Genomic DNA, 20,142 nt, shown 5'->3' with positions numbered 1-20,142 from the left:
CAAAAACCTATTAATTATTAGCAATGGCCACTGCGGTTCTTAGCCGTTGGCCACCAAATACTGACATTTTACTAAAATCACTGCGCGCTATAGGTACGTACTGGCAATCTATTGCGAGTTGTTTGTCGCTTCCTGGCTCACAAAATGGGTCGTGAACATACACGCAGTGCTCATCAAGGTGGGTAACGCACACCCAATGGGGTGATTTTTTACCATCAAAACTGTATGTGCTAATTAATAACAGCACACTAAAGCCTTCGCTTAACCACTGTTCAATATGCTCAAGCTCAACATCTTTATGCACAAGCGGTATATTTGCCTGTGCAATGCCATCAACAAATTGTTGATGCACTGTTGCTAGTACCATTTTTTTGTTCTCATTGCGTACGCCATCTAAAAACAAAGGCTCTGTGGTATTTACCATGACCTCGCTTTTAAAGCCGCGTTTATTAGCCGCAAGTGCTAAACCAAACGGATGGCAACCACCATGTCCTGAGGTCATAAAAATGGTGGTACCTTCACGCCAAAGTGCCAGCTCATGTGATTGACTAAGCTCCGTTGTTGGCTTAAGTGCCCCCATTGCCATTAATAACGCCGCTGGCCCACAGGTAAACTCGGTAGTTTGCTGATACCAGGGCGTTAATCGCGCTACTTTTAACTCACTCGTTTGGCGAATATTTTTTTGCATTCGTAGCGCATCACTGTGATCGTCATAATAATCGCTATATTGGCCAAACACTCTGTAACCCAAACTTTTATAAAGCCCAATCGCACTTTCGTTATTTACGGCCACTTCTAAACGAAGGTAAATTCGCCCACGCTCACTGGTTTGTTTTTCAAGCGCTGCTAATAGCATTTTGGCAATGCCTTTACCTTGCATTTGGGGTAATACCGCAAGCGAATATAAACGCGCCAAACGCGTGCCTTTATGGCACCACACAAGCCCATAGCCGCATACTTGCTCGCCATTTTCTGCAACGAGCAAAATACCGTGCTTAGCACTTAACCAGCGCTTTAAACTACGCGGGCTCAATTTATCGTTATTAAAGCACGCGTTTTCAACGTCAATCAGTGCAGATAAATCACTACCAATAGCTTTTCGAATAACAAGCTTGCTCATGTTATTACCCACGGCCTCGCGCTTCTAAACGTTGTTTAAATTCGTCCATAATAATCATGTATAGCTCGTCGCCTAAATAGCCGTCTTCAACTTTGTGATCAATACTTGGATTGTCGTTAACTTCAAGCACGTATGCTTTGCCTTGATGCTCTTTAACATCTACGCCATATAACCCTTTACCCACTGTTTTGCACGCTTTTAAAGCGGCATCTAGTACGGCTTTTGGTAACTCAAAGGTAGGTAGCGTTTCAAAACCACCCGAGAAAAACCGTTTAGCGTCGTGATTATAAATTTGCCAATGGTTGCGTGCCATTAAGTAGCGACACGCATATATAGCGCGGCCATTTAATACACCTACTCGCCAATCATATTCTGTGTACATGTATTCTTGTGCAAGTACCAATGCGCTATATTCAAACAGCTCGGTTAATTTAGCTTCAAGCTCACTGCGGTTTGCAACTTTAAATACCCCTTTAGAGAACGACCCTTCTGGCATTTTTAAAACCAGCGGATAGGTAAACGCCTCTTCTAATTGCTCAAGCGTTTGCGCTGATTGATCAGCCACTACCACCGTTTTTAAACTGGGCACTTTTTGATAATTAAACGCATCGTGTAAATACACTTTATTACAACAACGTAAAATAGACTCGGCATCATCTATTACCACTAAACCTAGGCCTTGCGCTTTGCTTGCAAGGCGGTACGTTGGATGGTCAATCGCTGTAGTTTGGCGAATAAATAACGCATCAAACTGGGCAATGTTGTCTATTTCATCAAAGCTTAATGCTTGTGCATTAATGCCGTGCTTAGCGGCGGCTTTTATAAATCGGGCAATGGCGTCTTTATCACTCGGTGGTACTTTTTCGTTATGATCAACCAGTATTGCCATATCCCATCTAAAACGGCGCTGCACATTTCCAATGCGCCACTGTGTTTGGGTAAACGTATTTAGTTTTTCTACAAAATTGCTATATTGCTCATCGTTTAAAGAGCTAAGCGAACCTTGCTGTAACAAACCTTGCTCATCTACAAATAAAATAGGCGCTGGGTATTGTTTAAATACCGATTTAGCCGCTTTACTTTGTAATTCGTTTAGCGCATTACCAAAGTAAATTTCACCATCAATTTGCCCCACATTTAACATAGGAGCTTGGCCACTTCGAAGCGCGTTTATTGTTTTTACACTTGGCAAAACTTGGTGTTTACGGGCCTCTGCAAGCAATGAGCAATAGTAACCCTTACTCAAGTATTGGCTTGAGTCGCATAAATTAATAATGCGGGTTTTAGGTTCATTATGTTTTGGGTAATCACGTAAGTAACTATTAAACGTAATTACATTTTCGAACGATTGAGCAAGTGTTTGCTCGTTGTTATCAACCACTATTAAGGTTTTAAACACGACTTTTCCTAGTTAAGTCAGAAATATAAAAAGCATGCCTAATAAAATACTCAGCACTATAAATAGAAACACCCAGCGTACTAAGTGGGCATTGCGCGTATCACTTAATACGATGGGTGCTTTAACAAATACCTACTGTAAGTGTTAGCGCTTAAATTGCTTAAGCGACATCTGCTTTATATGCCCTTTTTAAAAACCACACAAACGAGATATTTTTAGCGTGAAGATAAAAAATATTGATTAACTATATTTTCCTATTAATGCAGATTAAAATACCCAAAATTACTATTTTATGAGCGTTATAAATGTCACATCCTGCCTGCCCACAGTGCCAATCAGAATATGTTTACGAAGACCAACAAATGCTTATTTGCCCAGAATGCGCCTATGAATGGAACCCAAATAGCACAAACGATGAAGACGCAATTTTAGTTAAAGATGCCAACGGCACCCAACTTAATGATGGCGATAAAGTAACCGTAGCCAAAGATTTAAAAATAAAAGGCAGCTCACAAGTCATTAAAATTGGCACCAAAGCGGTCGTAAGGCGTGTGCTTGATAAAAAAGATCACGAGCTAGATTGCAAAGTAGATGGCATTGGTGAAATGATGGTAACAGCAAAGTTTGTGAAAAAAGCTAACTAGTTGGTCGAATAAAGGGCGAAGCCATCCTGCATGTCTCGCCAAAACGATCTAAATAATTGATTTTATTTAGTTATTGGTGAGCATTCGTTAACAACCGCTAAACCCAAGTCTATGTGAGCAACAATATAGCCATATTCCTTCTTTGACAATTTGCCAGCTCTATAATGTTCTTTTACTGACTTATGGTTCCATGATTCACCACATTGTGACTCTGGAATTTGAAGCTCTAGGGTAAGTAGGTATTCCTTTTCTTTATCTATGGAATACCCTTTTTTCACAGAGCTTTTCGCGCAAAGGCTAAGTGCATACTCAACCGCAAACTTATCCACACTTGGTATACCAACAAACTCCACATCACACCCTAAAACACGTTCGCCAGAAGCCTTCGTGTAATAAAGCTTTCCTGTAGTGCAAGCTGATAATAAAAAGAGTACTGCGAATATTGATAAAAATCTATGAATCAAAGGACTTCCTTGTTTACTATTGCCCAGCTCAGCGGGCATTTATAGCGTAGCGAAAATTGGTCCGACCAAACTATTTATTTGGACTGACATCCATCTTAATTTCAAAGTTTAGGTGGGTGTCTAGTTAATTATGTTAAGTGCAAATTTAGGATTGGTGTCTTGTTTATTTACTACACTGGTTAGCTATAATCCGAAGCGCAGCATAGGAGCCAACCAGTATTTGCCTTGTTGAAGCGCCAGTATAGCTAACGCCGTGTTAAGGTGTTAGCAGCTCTCGGCTAAACTTGAGCGAAGCAAAAATGCCGAGCGTTGCGAATCACTCTTAAATGCTTTGTTATGTGAAAATTAAATGCTGTTTGAAAGGTCTACACTAAAGCGATCTTCGACAAATTTCTTTAACTCATTTAAAGATGTTGCCGTTTTTTCACCATTATAGTTAGCTCGAACCTGACATTTTGTTAAATCTAGACGAGCGAACTCAATTTCATTGGCAGCAATAACCATTGAACGGCAAAACCTAGACCGGGCTTTTAAACCTGCAGGAAAAGGCATAACTGCTAATGCAAAACATCGAGACCTTAAGCCGTCCTCTTCAAAAGTTAGAGGTTTAGATACGTGAGCAAAGTCATTTCTAATCTTGCGAAGAATATTTAAGTCATGAACTACATTCTTTGACATTAGTCCTAACGCATATGCCATATCTATTCGAGACGAAAAACTACCTAGACTACCGCTGGAACTAAGCATTCGCCCAATTAAGGCCTCATTCTCGATAAAGTACGCCTTAAGCAGATCTATTAGAAGTTCGTCGATAAATGCGACAGCCATTAAAGCACAACCACGGTCTGACTCTTCTATTAGAACTTGCCTAAAAGATGTAATTTTCTTAACAATCTCTTGTTCTTCAGGAGGACAAAGTTCGGCAGTGTTCTTGAGCAACACCTCAGTAAAATCCTCAAAATCTTTTTCTGACAGCTTCATAAGTCCTCTTTTCACATAACATCTTATTGAACACCATTTCAGTGGTTTATAACACCCGAAACGGCGTATATTATATCGTTCAATAATTCCACTTAATAACTTTAATGTAAACATGTTATTGGCTATGCATGAAAGTTAGCTATGCTTTTTAAACGAAAGCAACTTTTAATAATGTTATGAGACAAATGGCTTTGTCGGATGGCGCTTCGCTTATCTGATCTACATATAAAACCAATGTTTTATAAAATTTCTACCACTTCATATTCATGGTTATTGCCTGCAATGATTAGGCTTACTTCATCATCAAGCTGTTTGCCTAAAAGTTGTTTACCTAGTGGAGCTTCGGGTGTAACAACTTGAATAGTTTGCCCTTTTACTTCAACCGTTAAGCCGCCTGCGGCTGGGCCTAAATAAAACCATTTTTGTGCGGTGTTTTCATCTTCCAAACAAACGAGTGAGCTTATAATCACTTTATTGTGAGTAGGCTCTTTAAAAATGGCTTCAAATTGTTTAATGCTTTTGTAGCATTCGTTTACACGCTCGGCTTGGCCTTGTGCTAAATAAGCGGCTTCGAGCCCGAGGGTATCGTACTGCGTTTCTGCTACGCTTTCTTCGTGAGTTGCGGCGTCGTGCGCGGCTTTGGCAGCTTGTTTTGCGCTGTTTAATCGTGCTTCAAGTGCAAATTTAAGGTGTTCAATTACGTGGGTTTTGTTCATGAGGGAGCGCTAATAACCAATGCTGTAAACTATGCGGTTAATTTTAACGTTATAAGGCGCTTAAAACCATTATTTTAAGCGCCGTTATGTTTACTTAGTTATGTAAACCCAAATTTATGGCATATCCATTAATGCTTGGGTTTTTATATCTAGTTTTTCTTCGTAGTTTTTAGCACTTAACCCTAAAAGCTCTGGCAAAGTGGCTGCAATACAAATAGATGAAAACGTCCCTACTACAATGCCTGTAAATAATGCAATAGCAAAGCCTTGTAATGGTGCGCCTGCGAGTAACCAAACGCTGGCAACCGTAGCAAGCGTGGTGCCCGATGTAATAAGTGTGCGCGTTAAGGTGCTTTTTATCGCGCTATTTATAATACTTGCAGGGCTAAGTGCATTATTAGATTTAACACGTAAAAGCTCGCGTACTCTATCACCCACTATTATAGAGTCGTTAAGTGAGTAACCTATTATGGCGAGTAAACTGGCAAGTACGGTTAAATTAAACTCAATATTTAATAGCGAAAATAGCCCCAGTACAAGTAGTAAATCATGTACTAGCGCAACCACTGAGCCCACAGCTAAACGCCATTCAAACCGCACCACTAAATAAAGCATTACTGCAACCATAGCTGAAAATAGCGCTAAACAACCTTGCTCAAATAATTCATCACCCACTTGTGAGCCAATATACGCTGACGATAATACCTCAGCGTTTATATCTGCGTTTTGAGTAATGGCAGATTGCCAATCATTACTATTTGCTGTTGAATCGCTAGGCGCTTCGCGTAGTTGATAGTGGCTATTGCCTTGCGCGGTTAGCTCAAACTCGCCATTGTGATTTTTAGTAATAAATTGCTCAAGTTGTTTTAGCTCAACACCTTGGCTGGTGGTAAATTCCGTTAGATAGCCACCGGTAAAGTCTAGGCCAAAATTAAGCCCTTTTTGACTAAGTGTAAATACCGATAGCAGCACAAGTATGGCGCTCAAAAGCATGCCTGAAAAACGCAGACGAGTGCCCGCCTCGCCCTTTAAAAAAGTGTTAAGCATGTGCATTTATTCCTGCTTTTTTAGCCAATTTTAAATATAACGTTTGGCTTAGTACTTTTGATACGTACACGCCAGTAAATACTGAAGTAATTAATCCAAGTGCCAAGGTTATGGCAAAGCCTTTAACTGGCCCGTAACCTATGCCGTATAAAATAAGCGCGGTGATCATAGTGGTTATATTAGCATCAAATATTGTCTTGGCCGCCTGTTTATACCCTTCTTGAATTGCTTGGTATGGCGTACGCCCTTTACGGCGCTCTTCTTTAATTCGCTCGAATATAATAACGTTGGTATCTACCGCCATACCAATAGTGAGCACAAGCCCAGCAATACCCGGAAGTGTTAATACAACCCCCGGTAATAAAGACATTAGGCCAACAAGCGATGTTAAATTTAATAACAGCGCTACGTTTGCAATAAGCCCTAAGCGGCGATACCACAGCGCCATAAAGGCAAGTGTAATACCCATACCAAGCATTAATGCGGCTAAACCATTACTAATGTTTTCGCTGCCAAGGCTTGGCCCTATTGTTTGCTCATGCACTATTGTTACAGGCGCGGTTAGTGAACCTGCTCGTAATAATAGGGCTAAATCGGCCGCTGCTTGCTGGCTTTTCATATTGGTAATACTAAAACGTGAGCTTAAATGCTGCGCAATATTAGCTACATTAATAACTTCACTTTTTTTAACAACCTCGCCTTTCGCGTTTTGAGAGTACTCAGAGTAAACCGTGGCCATAGGCTTACCAATATTAGCTTTTGAAAACGCCGACATAGCATCGCCGCCTTGCCCATCTAAACTTAGTTGAACCAGTGGCTTACCCCAATCGTCGCGCCCTATATTTGCATTATTAATGTGATCACCGGTAAAAATAGGCACAGGGTCAAGGTTTATGGTGCCACCAGACTGCATATTAAATGTTTGGCCACCAATTTCTTTTAACTGATAAAACCCAAGTGATGCAGTGGCGCCTATAATGCGCTTTGCCTCGGTTGGATCTTGTACACCTGGCAGCTCAATACGTATACGCTGTTTACCTTGGCGCTGTGTTACGGCTTCGGTAATACCTAATTCTTCAATGCGCGAGCGAAGCGTAGTAAGCGTTTGGCTCATTACTTCTTTATCAAAGTTGCTGCGCCCTTGTTCTGAGTAGCTAAATTTGACGTTTTTAAGATTGCCGTTATTGCTTGTTGTAACCGCTAAATTAGCAAAGCGACTTTGAAGCTCATCAATCACTGGGTTAAGTTTTTGCACCGAGTTAGGCAGCGCATTAATTTCAAAGCCATGCCCTGTTTGCTGCGCTTTAAGACCGTGCGCTTTTTGCTTAACTATAATTGACTTAGCTTGTTGATACGCACTCACTAATTGCTCATCAACGGCTTTATCTAAATCTACGTCGAGTACAAATAACACGCCGCCATTTAAATCAAGACCCAGCTTTATTGGTGATAAACCAAAATTTTGTAGCCATGGTGGGCTTGTTGCATGCTCTACAATTTTAACTTGCGTGTTTGGATACTGCGCCTTTATAGCCGCTTGCGCTTGTGCGCTTTTAGTTGGCTCGTTTAACAGAATATTTATAGTTGATTGCTTATCAAGGCCTTGTTCGACCTCTAAGCCTTGGCTATTTAAAAAAGTAACTAATGCTTTAGTGCTTGGCACGGTCTTCGTTTCGCTATGTGGCGCGCTACTTACATGCAACCACGATTTATTAGGGTATAAGTTGGGTAATGCGCTAATAGCTAATAAAATTAGTACAATAAGCATGGCTATATAGCTTAATTTAAATTTAGCCATAAATGACTTTTGATCTTTTTTTACACTTAACATGTTTTTTCCTTATCACCAGTAAATTACTGGCAATGTGCTTTTTAAAGCACAATTAATCTCAAGGCTTAAACGAAAAACGTTAAAACCTAATAAAAATTAAATAAGAAAATTAAGCGTGGTAAGTAGTTACAGCTCTATAGAGTAAGTTCGCATCTTTCCAGCCACTTAAGCGCGATTTTTTACTATTGTGCACAAACGTATACCAAGGCTGAATAACGTTTACCGCTTGGGGGCGTAAAAATATTTGCCTAACAAGATGCTGCGCAAAAAACTCAAAAACAACATCGTATTCTGGCTCACTTTGAACTGTGTGCAAAAAAAATGATGAGTTGTTGGCAGTAAGGCGTGGCTGGTGAGCTGAAAAATCTGTTTGATGCGTTTTTTTATGCGTAGGTACGCCTGCAGACTCTGTGACATGCTTTGTTTTAGTTATATCAACGGCATCTGTAAATAAAATGTGTGAACTTACAGCAGGGTTTAAATTTTGTGTTGTTTGCGCAGCATTGCTCTGCACACTAAAAAGTGCAGCAAGTAGCAAAAAGGCAGTTATGAACACACGAAATTTAAACATGATTATTTTAAAACTAAAATAAGGGATGCGTAGTATATAAGGGCAAGTATTTAAAATACAATGCATATCTATTAAGTATTCAATTTAATTTTACCGAGGCTTTTAATGCGCTCCAAGCACAGTACAGAAAAACGCGCCGATGCCATGACCTTAAAACAAAGCATTAAAACGCTGTGGCCTTACATTACTAAATTTAAAGGACGAGTATTTATTGCACTTTTAGCCCTTATAGGGGCTAAAGGCGCAACACTTTTAATGCCTTGGGCGCTAAAAGAAATTATCGACTCGATAGATAAATCAATTAATCCAATTTTAGTTATTCCTGCGTTACTACTGCTTATGTATGGTGGACTTAGGTTTGCAAGTGTTTTTTTAGGCGAAGTACGCGATGTGGTGTTCTCTCGTGTAACAGAGCACGCTATGCGCGATATTGGTTTAAAGGTATTTAAACATTTACATTCGCTTGAGCTTGCCTTTCACTTAGATAGACAAACCGGCGGGATAAGCCGTGACATAGAACGTGGCACGAGTGGGTTAAGCTTTTTAATGCGCTTTTTGATGTTTAATATTGTACCGACTCTTTTTGAAATACTCACCGTTGCTATTATTTTTGGGACGCTATTTTCTGTTTGGTTTGCGTTAATAACCTTATTAGCGGTTGCAATATATATTACCTTTACCGTAACAGTAACGCAGTGGCGAAACCGCTTTATACGTGAGGCAAATGCCGCCGATAATTTAAGTAATACTCGCGCCATAGACAGCCTTCTTAACTTTGAAACTGTAAAATACTTTAACAACGAAGAATTTGAGGCTAAAACATACGACTCCTTTTTAGCAAACTGGGAAACCGCCCGCTTGAAAAATAGAATGTCGTTACTTGCGCTTAATTCTGGCCAGGCGCTTATTATAGCAAGTGCTATAACGGCGCTGATGTGGTTAGGCGCTAAAGAAGTGGTAACCGGCGCTTTAACAATTGGTGAACTTGTAATGATAAACGCATATATGATCCAATTATTTTTACCGCTTAACTTTTTGGGATTTGTGTATCGTGAAATAAGGCGTGCACTTACCGATTTAGAAAACATGCTGGGCTTACTTAATAAAAAGCCACAAGTCATTGAGCGACCTAATGCACAAAACCTAATACTTACTCACGGCGACATAGCGTTTAATAATGTAAGTTTTAGATACAATGCCAGTCGCCCAATACTCAATAACATTAGCTTTAAAATAAAAGCAGGCAGTAAAGTGGCGGTTGTAGGGGCAAGTGGTGCAGGTAAAAGCTCATTAGCACGGTTACTTTATCGCTTTTACGATGTGAACTCGGGCACTATTACTATAGATAACCAAGCCATAGATTCAGTTACACTTAATAGCCTGCGAAGTGCTATTGCTATAGTGCCACAAGACACTGTGCTATTTAATACCACCATACGTGAAAACATAGCCTATGGCAGACCCTCAGCGAGCGATGCTGAAATAGATAAAGCCATTGAAATGGCACATTTAAAAGACTTTATTTCAACATTAGAAAGCGGCGACCAAACACTCGTTGGCGAACGGGGTTTAAAGGTATCAGGCGGCGAAAAACAACGTATTGCCATTGCACGCGCTATTTTAAAGCGCTCCCCTATTTTAATATTTGATGAAGCAACCTCAGCACTCGACTCGCACGCTGAACAAGCAATATTAAATGCAATGCGTGCTGTTACGCAAAACCATACCAGCGTGGTGATTGCTCATAGGCTCTCTACTATTATCGATGCCGATGACATACTGGTATTTAATAAAGGTGAGCTGGTAGAGCAAGGTACGCACTCAGCGCTTTTATCAAAAAATGGGCTATACGCTCAAATGTGGTTATTACAACAGCAAGACGATTAATTAACCCTATTTACTGGCGATAAGGCGGCTTTACCTTTAGAATACCGCCTTGCAATTTTATTCAATAATTTACATATTAAGGCGAAACGCAGATGGGAAGAGCTTACCAAAACAAAAAAGATTCAATGGCTAAAACTGCGGGTGCTAAAACTAAAGTTTATTCTAAGTACGGTAAAGAAATATACATTTGTGCTAAAAACGGGGGTGTAGATCCAGATGGAAACCTTGCACTTCGCCGTTTAATTGAACGCGCTAAAAAAGATCAAGTACCGGCACACGTAATTGAGCGTGCTATAGATAAAGCTAAAGGCGGCGGTGGTGAAGACTACGCTGCAACTCGTTACGAAGGGTACGGCCCTGGTAACTGTATGATTATTGTTGACTGTTTAACAGACAACAATAAACGTACGTTTGCTGATGTACGTATTTGTTTTACCAAAGCAAATGCTAAAATTGGCGCACAAAATTCGGTATCACATTTATTTGATCACCTCGCTATTTTTGTTTTTGATGGTGATGACGACGAAGCAGTTCTAGAAGCACTAATGATGGCTGATGTAGATGTAACAGATGTAGAAGTAGAAGATGGTAAAGTCACTGTTTTTGCTCCGCATACTGAATATAACAGCACACGCACAGCACTTGAAGAAATGGGTATTACCGACTTTGACGTAGACCTAATTTCGTTTGTGCCGCAAGTTGAAGCGCCTATTGAAGGTGAAGACGTTGAAGTAATGGAGCGCTTTTTAGCCATGCTTGAAGATTGTGACGACGTGCAAAACGTTTACCATAACGCACAATTTTAAACTTATTTAAACGTATACATTTAAAGCCAACAGTTATGTTGGCTTTTTTATTTTAAAGGCCTGTATTATTTTATGAACACCCTTTCAGAACTTAGCGCTGGCAAACTTAAAGGTGCTAAACGTTTACAACTTGTTGAAGAGATAACTGAATTCCCATCAGAAATTTTTACCCTTGCAGACACCCTCGAAGTACTCGATTTATCAAATAATAATTTATCTGATTTACCTGCTGAGTTTGCCTGTTTACACCGTTTAAAACGCGTGTTTTTATCGTTTAACCAATTTAAGCATATCCCTGAAGTGCTGGCTAAATGCCCTGCTTTAATTATGGTCGCGTTTAAAGGTAATCAAATTTCAGAGTTTGCACTAAACAGCCTGCCAAAACATATTGAGTGGTTAATACTCACCGATAACACGTTAAGCGAACTGCCTGAAGACTTTGGTAATTACACCCAGCTTAAAAAGCTTGCGCTTGCAGGTAATAACCTAAAACATTTACCGACAAGCATGGCTAACTGTACTAATTTAGAGCTTGTAAGGCTCTCTGCAAACAACCTAATAAAACTCGACGATTGGCTACTAGAATTACCAAAACTTGCTTGGCTTGCCTTTGCCGGTAACGAATTTAATAAAGCGCAGTGCTTAACAAAAAGTACTTTAAAAAATACCCCGCTTAAAAATTTTCAGCTTAAAAAAGTAATAGGCCAAGGTGCATCTGGCGTTATACACCTTGCAAAAGCAGAACATAATAATGTTGCTGTAAAACTATTTAAAGGGTCAATAACGAGCGATGGCTACCCACTTGATGAAGTAAATTGCTGCCTGCAAGCTGCAAAGCATACAAACCTAATAAATGTATTAAGCTATATAGAGCAAAGCACACAGCTTGGCTTAGTAATGGAATTAATAGATACTAATTATACAAATTTAGGTTTACCGCCAAGTTTACAAACGTGCACGCGCGATACCTTTAATGATGGTTGTAATTACCCTATTGAAGCTGTTTATAAAATAGCAAAGCAGATGGCCAATACGCTTGCTCACCTACATGATAATCACGTAAGCCATGGCGACATTTACGCACACAACACCATGATAAACGACCAATATGACGTTTTATTTGGCGATTTTGGTGCAGCTACAAATTTAGCTATGCTCAGGATATATCAGCAGCAGCAAATACAGTTAATAGAAGTGCGTGCTTTTGGGTGTTTAATTGAGGATTTACTAAGTACTGTTAGTACAGCAGATAAGCAAAACGAACTGTTTAATAAAATGTCCGATATAGCCACGCGAGCTATAAATACCGCTATCGCATCTCGCCCTAACTTTAAAGCGCTAATCGCTTTATTAAACGACTTGGTATAAATTAATTAAAATAAAAAAGCCTGCATAATGCAGGCTTGGTTGGATAAAGCTAAACTTTTACAGGGTCAATTATAAGTACTGACCTAATGCTTTAACTTGGTCTAACATGCGGTTTGAGAAACCCCACTCGTTGTCGTACCAAGCCATTACTTTAACTAGTTTGCCATCAGCTTTAGTTTGCGTTGCATCAAAAATTGACGACGCTGGGTTGTGATTGAAATCGATAGAAACAAGCGGAAGCTCGTTATATTCTAAGATTTCTTTCATTGAACCTGTTGCTGCGGCTTTCATTACTTCGTTGATTTCTTCAGCTGTTGTATCGCGTTTAGTGATAAACGTAAAGTCTACTAAAGAAACATTGATAGTAGGTACACGTACCGACATACCGTCTAATTTACCCGCAAGCTCAGGAAGTACTAAGCCAACAGCTGCAGCAGCACCTGTTTTAGTTGGGATCATAGACTGTGTTGCGCTACGCGCACGGTATAGATCTGGGTGATAAACGTCAGATAAGTTTTGATCGTTTGTGTAAGCATGAATAGTGGTCATGCTACCTTGCTCAATACCTACTGTGTCGTTAATTGCTTTTGCAATTGGCGCTAAACAGTTAGTAGTACAAGAAGCGTTAGAGATAATGTTGCTATCAGCGTTAATTACATCGCTGTTAACGCCATGTACTACAGTTGCGTCTAGGTCTTTACCAGGTGCTGATACAATTACTTTTTTAGCGCCAGCAGTAATGTGCTTAGCCGCGTCGTCACGCTTAGTGAAAAAGCCAGTACATTCTAAAACGATATCTACGTTCAGCTCTTTCCACGGTAAGTTTGCAGGGTCACGCTCTTGAGTAAGCGTAATTACGTCATCACCAATTAACATAGTGTTATCTGATAATGTTACTTTTTGAGAAAATTGACCATGCACTGAGTCAAACTGTGTTAAATGTGCGTTTACGTTAGCAGGTGCTAAATCGTTAATTGCTACAATTTTAATTTCACTGTTTTGTGCTGACTCGTAAAGTGCACGTAATACGTTGCGACCGATACGGCCATAGCCATTAATTGCTACATTAATCATTTATTAGACTCCTATTTAACTTCACTTGCTTGGCGAGCAAGCGCTTCAATGGCTTGCCAGTCTTTGTTTTCAATTAGTTGTTTATCTAGCATCCACGTACCACCAACACAAATAACGTTTTTAAGCGCTAAATAGTTAGGTGCAGTTGCTAGGCTAATGCCACCGGTTGGGCAAAAAGTAATATGTGGTAATGGGCCACCAATCGACTTAAGCATTGCTGTTCCGCCAGCCGCTTCAGCTGGGAAGAATTTTAAATACTTAAAGCCATGGCTTGCTAACTGCATAACTTCACTCGCAGTTGCAGCTCCTGGTAAAAATGGAATATCTGAATTTTTAGCCAGTGCTAATAGTTCATCACTTACGCCTGGGCTTACCATAAAATCAGCGCCGGCTTCTACTGAAGCGTCAAAGCTTGCTTTATCAACCACTGTACCTGTACCAACGAAAGCCTCTGGAACCTCTGCTTTCATAAGTTTTACTGCTTCAACAGCAACAGGTGTACGTAGCGTAATTTCAAGGGCTTTTAAGCCACCGTTATATAACGCTCTAGCTAGTGGTGCTGCATCTTCTAGTTTTTCGATTACAACCACTGGCACCACAGGTGCCGACGCTAAGATTTTTTCAATACTCATTACTTGTTCCTCATTACCCAGTGTGTGGCAATTATTATTCAAGTCCAAAAGCACTCGCACCTAAATCGGCACTGCTTACAATATTTCTAAATCCAGTAAATAACTCTCGACCTGTACCAAATGTTAGGCTTGGTTGGCTAAGTTGTAGTTCACGTTTAGCAAGCTCTTCATCGCTAACATGTACCTTTAATATTCCGCTTGGCGCATCTAGTGTTACTAAATCGCCTTCTTGAATTTTAGCAATAATGCCACCTTCAACAGCTTCTGGCGCTAGGTGGATTGCAGCAGGTACTTTGCCTGATGCACCCGACATACGGCCATCGGTAACAATGGCTACTTTAAAGCCTTCGTCTTGAAGAGTTGCCATTACTGGCGTTAATTTATGAAGCTCTGGCATACCTTTAGCTTTAGGGCCCTGCTCTTTAAGCACAGCAATAAAGTCTTGGTTTAACTCGCCACGGCTATATGCCTCTTGCAGTTCGCCTTGTGAGCTAAATACTTTAGCAGGCGCTGTTACTACTTGGTGCTCGGTTGCTACAGCAGATACTTTAATTACTGCTTTACCTAAGTTACCAGTAAGTAGCTGTAAGCCGCCTTGCTTGCTAAATGGGTTGTTAATTGGGCGAAGTACTTCTTCATCAAGAGAGTTTTCAGGACAATCTACCCATTTAACTTTAGTTGGGCCATTTGAATCGCTCATGATTAAGCTTTCGTCTTTATCGAGACGCGGCTCTGTCATGTACGGTGCAAGGCCATCACCTAGCATTGTTTTCACATCGGTATGCAAATAACCAGCACTTGCAAGTTCACGCATTAAAAAGCCCATTCCGCCTGCAGCTTGGAAGTGGTTTACATCTGCCGAGCCGTTCGGGTAAATACGCGTAAGTAGTGGAACAACTTCTGATAAATCAGACATGTCTTTCCATGTAACTTGAATACCAGCCGCTTTTGCAATAGCAACAATATGAATAGCGTGGTTAGTAGAGCCACCTGTTGATAGCAAGCCAACTAAACCATTAATAATGGTTTTTTCGCTAATGACCTCTGCTAAACACGGGCTTTCTTTATCATCTGTAAGCTGCTTAAGCATGGTTTCTACAGCATTACCTGTTAGTCCATCGCGAAGCTCTGTGTATGGGTTGATAAATGAGCTACCAGGAAGGTGCAAACCCATTATTTCCATAAGCATTTGGTTTGAGTTAGCAGTACCGTAAAACGTACAAGTACCCGCGCTGTGGTAAGACGCGCTTTCAGCTTCTAATAAGTCTTCACGGCTTACTAAGCCTTGTGCAAACTTTTGACGAATACGTGCTTTTTCTTTATTTGGGATACCAGATTGCATTGGGCCTGCTGGTAAAAAGAACACAGGTAAATGGCCAAATGATAATGCGCCAATTAATAAACCTGGGACAATTTTGTCACATACGCCTAAACAAAATACGCCGTCAAATACGTCATGCGATAATGAAACCGCTGTAGACATTGCAATAACATCGCGAGAAAAAAGCGATAGTTCCATGCCGTCACGCCCTTGCGTAACACCATCACACATTGCAGGTACACCACCAGCAACTTGTGCTGTTGCATCGTACTTAGTTGCAAGGTCTTTAATTAAATCTGGGTAGTCTTTGTATGGCACATGGGCCGAAAGCATATCGTTATATGAGTTAATAATAGCAAGATTTGGCTGCTCATCAGCCTTTAAGCGCGCTTTGTCGTCGCTGCTACATGCAGCCATAACGTGAGCGATGTTTCCGCAGCCTAGTCCGGCACGAACTCTTGTTTGTTTTTTTGCGTGCGAAATACGATCTAAGTAATCTTGACGGGTTTGTTTACTGCGTTCAATAACGCGTTGGGTGACTTCTTCAATGCGAGGGTGCAACATAATTTAGCTCATCTCTATTAGTTAGAGGAAAAAGGCTCAGTTGCAATTACAGACTCCACGTAAATAACTGCACTGAGCATCTTTGATTTACCCGTTCAAAGGTACGCTACCAGGGAGCCTCTCACAACAACCCTGACACCGGTGTCACTGTATTAACGCATAGCATTGACACCGGTGTCAACCCTGAGTAACAAAAATAGTCTAAAATTTTAACGTGACCATTTAATGACCACGCTAATTTTAGTTTAAAGGCTAAAATTAGTACAAAAAAAACCCGAATAAGCGTCACTCAAATTCGGGTTACTGTGAAAAACAAAAATGGGGGTTACTTTATTGCAGCTGTTGACTCTCGTGTTATTAGTCGTGATTCAAGTGTTACCTGATAAGGCTGATCTTGCGGTTGTGAAATATGCGAAATAAGCTGCGTAACAGCTTGCTTAGTCATTTCTTCTACAGGTTGTGCAATTGTTGTTAAACCAGGCCAAATGTGGCGTGCAATTGGTGCGTTATCAAACCCTGCAATAGATATATCATCGGGTACGCGTAACTGGCGCTGTGTGGCAAGCTTTAGTACCGCTGCCGCCATGTAATCGTTCGATGCAAATACAGCCGTTGGCCTTGGCGATAAATCTAAAATACTGCGTGCGCTGTCTACACCTGAGTGATAACTAAAGTTACCCTCTTCTACCAAGCGCTCGTCAAATTCTATTCCATGGCTTGCTAAAGCTCGTCTGTAACCTTTAAAGCGCTGCTGAGTTGCACTGTGATCAGGGTGCCCTTTAATAAAAGCGATAGATTTGTGACCAAGCGAAATTAAATGCTCGGTAATTTCATAAGCGCCCTGCTCATCGTTACTACGCACCGAAATTGAATCATCTTCAAGTAATGCTGATGCAACCCGTGCATACGGTATTTTTTTAGTTTTTAAAAAATTAGCAAGTTTTTCAAAATCACCAAATGGCGGAGTAAGTACAACACCATCTAAGCGTGATGTTTGTAATAACTGTTCAATATCGTTAATTAAATCATCACCACGTAATTCGCAGGGGTGTATTAATAAGTTGTAGTTATTTTCTTTACAAGCAGCAAGTGCACCTGTTTGTACGCGTGTTATATAACTTTTACTTGGGTTATCGTACAAACAACCAATAATAAAGCTACGATTTTGCGCAAGTCCGCGTGCTATTGGGTTTGGCGTATAATCAAGCTCTTTAAATACTTTAAGCACTTTTTCGCGTGTGGCTGCACTTACGTTAGGCTCATTATTTAACACCCGCGATACCGTTTTTTTAGAAACGCCCGCATGGCTTGCTACACTATTTATGGTTACTTTTTTCATTTGTTCATTATCCAAATACAACCATTAAGCAAAAAACTATTTGCTGTTATATAAACACGCACCAGCGCCAATAAGCGGAATGTTATCTTGTGTTACTAGCGTAACCGGAATTTGACCTGCATATTGTGACATTACGCCTTTTTGCGAAAAGCGCTCTACAAAACGGCTCTCTAATAATCTGCTTTGCATACGTGGTAAAATACCACCGCCTATAAACAAGCCGCCTAATGCGCCATATACAACTGCTAAGTCACCAGCAACACTGCCTATCCAATCACAAAATTGGTTTAGGGTTGCATCACACACTTCACACTCGCCACTGTTAGCCAAGCTACTAATTTGCGCGGCATCTAAATTTTTAGCAGGAACCCCTTTCACAGCAGCCATTGCTTTGTATAAATGAGCAATACCTGGACCTGAAAATACAGTTTCGATTGAAACATGGGGGTGCTCTTTACGAAGCTCATTTATTAATAAAGAATCAAGCTCGTTTACCGGAGCTAGCGTCATATGGCCGCCTTCAGAGCTTAACACTGCCGTAGATTGCGCGGTACGCACTAAGCACGCAGCGCCAAAACCAGTACCTGGGCCCATTACACCTATATTAGCGTTAGCATCGGCTTGCCCTGGTTTAATGGTAATGTTTAGTGTTGAGTCTAAATAAGGGGCGGCATAGGCAAATGCTGCAAAATCATTAATCACTTCTAACTGAGTTAGATTGAAATGTGCTTTAAACTCGTTAACACTAAAGTGCCAACCTAAGTTTGTTAAATGCACTTGGCCTGCTTTTATTGGGCCTGCAACTGCTAAACATGCGCGAGTTGGCGTTACATGAGGAATAGTTGTTAAATACTGTTCAAGCGCGCTTTCTAAAGAACCAAAGTTTGCACTAGGAAATATGTTAATATGCTCAATAACAAATTGGTTTGATTGCTCGTTAAAATCGGTGATTAATGCAAAGCGAGCGTTAGTACCGCCTATGTCGGCGACTAAAATGGGAGTAAACTGGGCAGAAGAATTTTGGCTCATGGTATTATCTCTTTTGTGTAAGCGGCTTATGCTTATTATTTTACAACGGCTTTGCGTTGTTATTTATACACTTTGAGCTATCACCTCAAAGTAGCTATCACAGTAAAAAAGGCTGCCACTTTAAGTAGCAGCTAATACGTTTTGACAACAAAATGATAAAACATTGACATTATGACACCGGTGTCAGGACTAGATCAATAATAAATCGTAAAAAGCTTGAAATAATTCACTAATAGTCGAAAATGACACAATTATTTAGCATTTAATTAAGTTGTAACAATGAAAGGTAAAGCCACCTCATTTGACATTGCCCATTATGCAGGGGTTTCACAATCAACGGTATCTCGTGCTTTACGTAACAGCCCTCTTGTTAATGAAGAAACTCGCAAGCGCGTTCACGACATAGCTAAACAGCTTAATTATAAAGTTGACAAAAATGCCAGTAACTTACGTACTCAGCAAAGCAGCACGCTAGCCTTATTATTATTTGAAGACCCTACTTCTGACGAATCACAAATAAACCCATTCTTTTTATCTATGCTTGGCAGCATTACCCGCGCGTGTGCAAAAGAAGGTTACGATTTACTGGTTTCGTTTCAATCAGCAAGTGCTGATTGGCAAGCAGATTACGAGGACAGCCACAGAGCCGATGGCATTATTTTACTCGGCTACGGTGATTACATAGACTTTCAACCAAAATTTAAAACCCTGCTTGATCAAAATACCAAGTTTGTTTGTTGGGGGGCCACTGTAGATAACCGCCCTGACCTCACCGTATGCTGTGATAATTACGGCGGTGGTAAACTTGCCGCAGGCCATTTAATTGCTCATAGCCGTACAGATTGTGCCTTTATTGGTGATGCATCTGATCACAGCCCAGAGTTTTTTGCTCGCTTTCAAGGCTTTAAAGACGAGCTACTCGCTAATAACGTAACTATAAATGAGCGAAAAATGGCTAACGCTATCTCTACTGAGGAGTCAGGATATCATGCAACACGTTCACTTATTGCTAATAACATTAAATTTAACGCACTTTTTGCCGCCAGTGATTTAATAGCCATTGGTGCAATACGCGCCCTTAAAGAAGCCAATATAAAAGTACCTACCGATGTAGCCGTTGTAGGCTTTGATAACATAGCTATTGCAAGCTACATAAATCCACCGCTTACTACCATAGCGCAAGACACCACCGTTGCAGGGCAAATGCTGGTAGAAAACCTACTTAAATTAATACGTGAAGAAGAAGTACAAAGCACCCTTTTACCGCCAGTGTTAATTGCTAGGGGTAGTAGTTAAGAATTTATAACTCAACATCATCGTTGCAGCTAAAACATTTCCCCCCACTTAGA

18 protein-coding genes are annotated in these 20,142 nt (G+C 40.5%); 5 read left to right on the top strand and 13 right to left on the bottom strand.

What is annotated here, in order from left to right:
* Positions 1-10: 10 nt before the first annotated feature.
* Positions 11-1,120, bottom strand: a complete 1,110-nt coding sequence (locus PESP_RS07585) for a GNAT family N-acetyltransferase/peptidase C39 family protein (protein WP_089349123.1) — start codon at positions 1,118-1,120, stop codon at positions 11-13.
* A gap of 4 nt (positions 1,121-1,124) precedes the next feature.
* Positions 1,125-2,519 carry a RimK family protein gene (locus PESP_RS07580; protein WP_089347484.1) on the bottom strand — a complete coding sequence of 465 codons (1,395 nt, stop codon included), beginning with the start codon at positions 2,517-2,519 and terminating at the stop codon, positions 1,125-1,127.
* Between the two features lie 305 nt (positions 2,520-2,824).
* Here PESP_RS07580 and PESP_RS07575 point away from each other — a divergent pair, with 305 nt between their 5' ends.
* Positions 2,825-3,163, top strand: a complete 339-nt coding sequence (locus PESP_RS07575; RefSeq protein WP_089347483.1) for a zinc ribbon domain-containing protein YjdM — start codon at positions 2,825-2,827, stop codon at positions 3,161-3,163.
* 62 nt (positions 3,164-3,225) lie between these two features.
* Here the strand turns inward: PESP_RS07575 and PESP_RS07570 are convergent, their stop codons facing one another.
* The 6 genes from PESP_RS07570 to PESP_RS07545 form a co-directional block, all read right to left on the bottom strand.
* Positions 3,226-3,627, bottom strand: a complete 402-nt coding sequence (locus PESP_RS07570; RefSeq protein ID WP_089349122.1) for a hypothetical protein — start codon at positions 3,625-3,627, stop codon at positions 3,226-3,228.
* Positions 3,628-3,972: 345 nt separating this feature from the next.
* On the bottom strand, positions 3,973-4,608 hold the full coding sequence (locus tag PESP_RS07565) for an MltR family transcriptional regulator (protein ID WP_164504409.1): 636 nt from the start codon (positions 4,606-4,608) through the stop codon (positions 3,973-3,975).
* Between the two features lie 239 nt (positions 4,609-4,847).
* Positions 4,848-5,324 (bottom strand): GreA/GreB family elongation factor, encoded by a 477-nt coding sequence (locus PESP_RS07560; RefSeq protein WP_089347481.1) that lies wholly within the window; start codon positions 5,322-5,324, stop codon positions 4,848-4,850.
* Between the two features lie 114 nt (positions 5,325-5,438).
* Complete coding sequence (gene secF, locus PESP_RS07555) at positions 5,439-6,371, bottom strand: protein translocase subunit SecF (protein ID WP_089349121.1); 933 nt, start codon at positions 6,369-6,371, stop codon at positions 5,439-5,441.
* Positions 6,364-8,202, bottom strand: coding sequence for a protein translocase subunit SecD (gene secD, locus PESP_RS07550; protein ID WP_089347480.1), 1,839 nt, complete (start codon positions 8,200-8,202; stop codon positions 6,364-6,366). Before secD ends, secF begins: the two co-directional genes overlap by 8 nt.
* A gap of 109 nt (positions 8,203-8,311) precedes the next feature.
* Positions 8,312-8,773, bottom strand: a complete 462-nt coding sequence (locus tag PESP_RS07545; protein WP_089347479.1) for a hypothetical protein — start codon at positions 8,771-8,773, stop codon at positions 8,312-8,314.
* A gap of 105 nt (positions 8,774-8,878) precedes the next feature.
* Between PESP_RS07545 and PESP_RS07540 the strand changes: the two genes are divergently transcribed.
* From PESP_RS07540 to PESP_RS07530, 3 genes are all read left to right on the top strand, one after another.
* Positions 8,879-10,660, top strand: coding sequence for an ABCB family ABC transporter ATP-binding protein/permease (locus tag PESP_RS07540; RefSeq protein ID WP_089347478.1), 1,782 nt, complete (start codon positions 8,879-8,881; stop codon positions 10,658-10,660).
* Between the two features lie 92 nt (positions 10,661-10,752).
* Positions 10,753-11,466: a YebC/PmpR family DNA-binding transcriptional regulator gene (locus tag PESP_RS07535; protein ID WP_089347477.1), complete on the top strand. Its 714-nt coding sequence runs from the start codon at positions 10,753-10,755 to the stop codon at positions 11,464-11,466.
* A 72-nt stretch (positions 11,467-11,538) separates the two neighbouring features.
* Positions 11,539-12,834 (top strand): leucine-rich repeat-containing protein kinase family protein, encoded by a 1,296-nt coding sequence (locus PESP_RS07530; RefSeq protein ID WP_089347476.1) that lies wholly within the window; start codon positions 11,539-11,541, stop codon positions 12,832-12,834.
* A gap of 69 nt (positions 12,835-12,903) precedes the next feature.
* Here PESP_RS07530 and gap read toward each other — a convergent pair whose 3' ends face one another.
* The 5 genes from gap to glk all read right to left on the bottom strand — a co-directional run bounded on the left by gap (position 12,904) and on the right by glk (position 18,793).
* Positions 12,904-13,908, bottom strand: a complete 1,005-nt coding sequence (gene gap / locus PESP_RS07525) for a type I glyceraldehyde-3-phosphate dehydrogenase (RefSeq protein ID WP_089347475.1) — start codon at positions 13,906-13,908, stop codon at positions 12,904-12,906.
* Between the two features lie 11 nt (positions 13,909-13,919).
* Entirely contained in the window at positions 13,920-14,540 is a 621-nt protein-coding gene (gene eda, locus PESP_RS07520; protein WP_089347474.1) for a bifunctional 4-hydroxy-2-oxoglutarate aldolase/2-dehydro-3-deoxy-phosphogluconate aldolase, read from the bottom strand.
* 34 nt (positions 14,541-14,574) lie between these two features.
* Positions 14,575-16,425, bottom strand: coding sequence for a phosphogluconate dehydratase (gene edd, locus PESP_RS07515; protein ID WP_089347473.1), 1,851 nt, complete (start codon positions 16,423-16,425; stop codon positions 14,575-14,577).
* 325 nt (positions 16,426-16,750) lie between these two features.
* Positions 16,751-17,764 (bottom strand): LacI family DNA-binding transcriptional regulator, encoded by a 1,014-nt coding sequence (locus PESP_RS07510; protein WP_089347472.1) that lies wholly within the window; start codon positions 17,762-17,764, stop codon positions 16,751-16,753.
* 36 nt (positions 17,765-17,800) lie between these two features.
* Positions 17,801-18,793 carry a glucokinase gene (gene glk, locus PESP_RS07505; RefSeq protein WP_089347471.1) on the bottom strand — a complete coding sequence of 331 codons (993 nt, stop codon included), beginning with the start codon at positions 18,791-18,793 and terminating at the stop codon, positions 17,801-17,803.
* Positions 18,794-19,072: 279 nt separating this feature from the next.
* Between glk and PESP_RS07500 the strand changes: the two genes are divergently transcribed.
* Positions 19,073-20,089 carry a LacI family DNA-binding transcriptional regulator gene (locus tag PESP_RS07500; protein ID WP_089347470.1) on the top strand — a complete coding sequence of 339 codons (1,017 nt, stop codon included), beginning with the start codon at positions 19,073-19,075 and terminating at the stop codon, positions 20,087-20,089.
* Positions 20,090-20,142 lie beyond the last annotated feature (53 nt).

This window comes from Pseudoalteromonas espejiana DSM 9414, from assembly GCF_002221525.1.
GTDB lineage: Bacteria > Pseudomonadota > Gammaproteobacteria > Enterobacterales > Alteromonadaceae > Pseudoalteromonas > Pseudoalteromonas espejiana.
The sequence above is the reverse complement of the archived record's forward strand: the minus strand, read 5'-3'. Positions and strand labels throughout refer to the sequence as shown.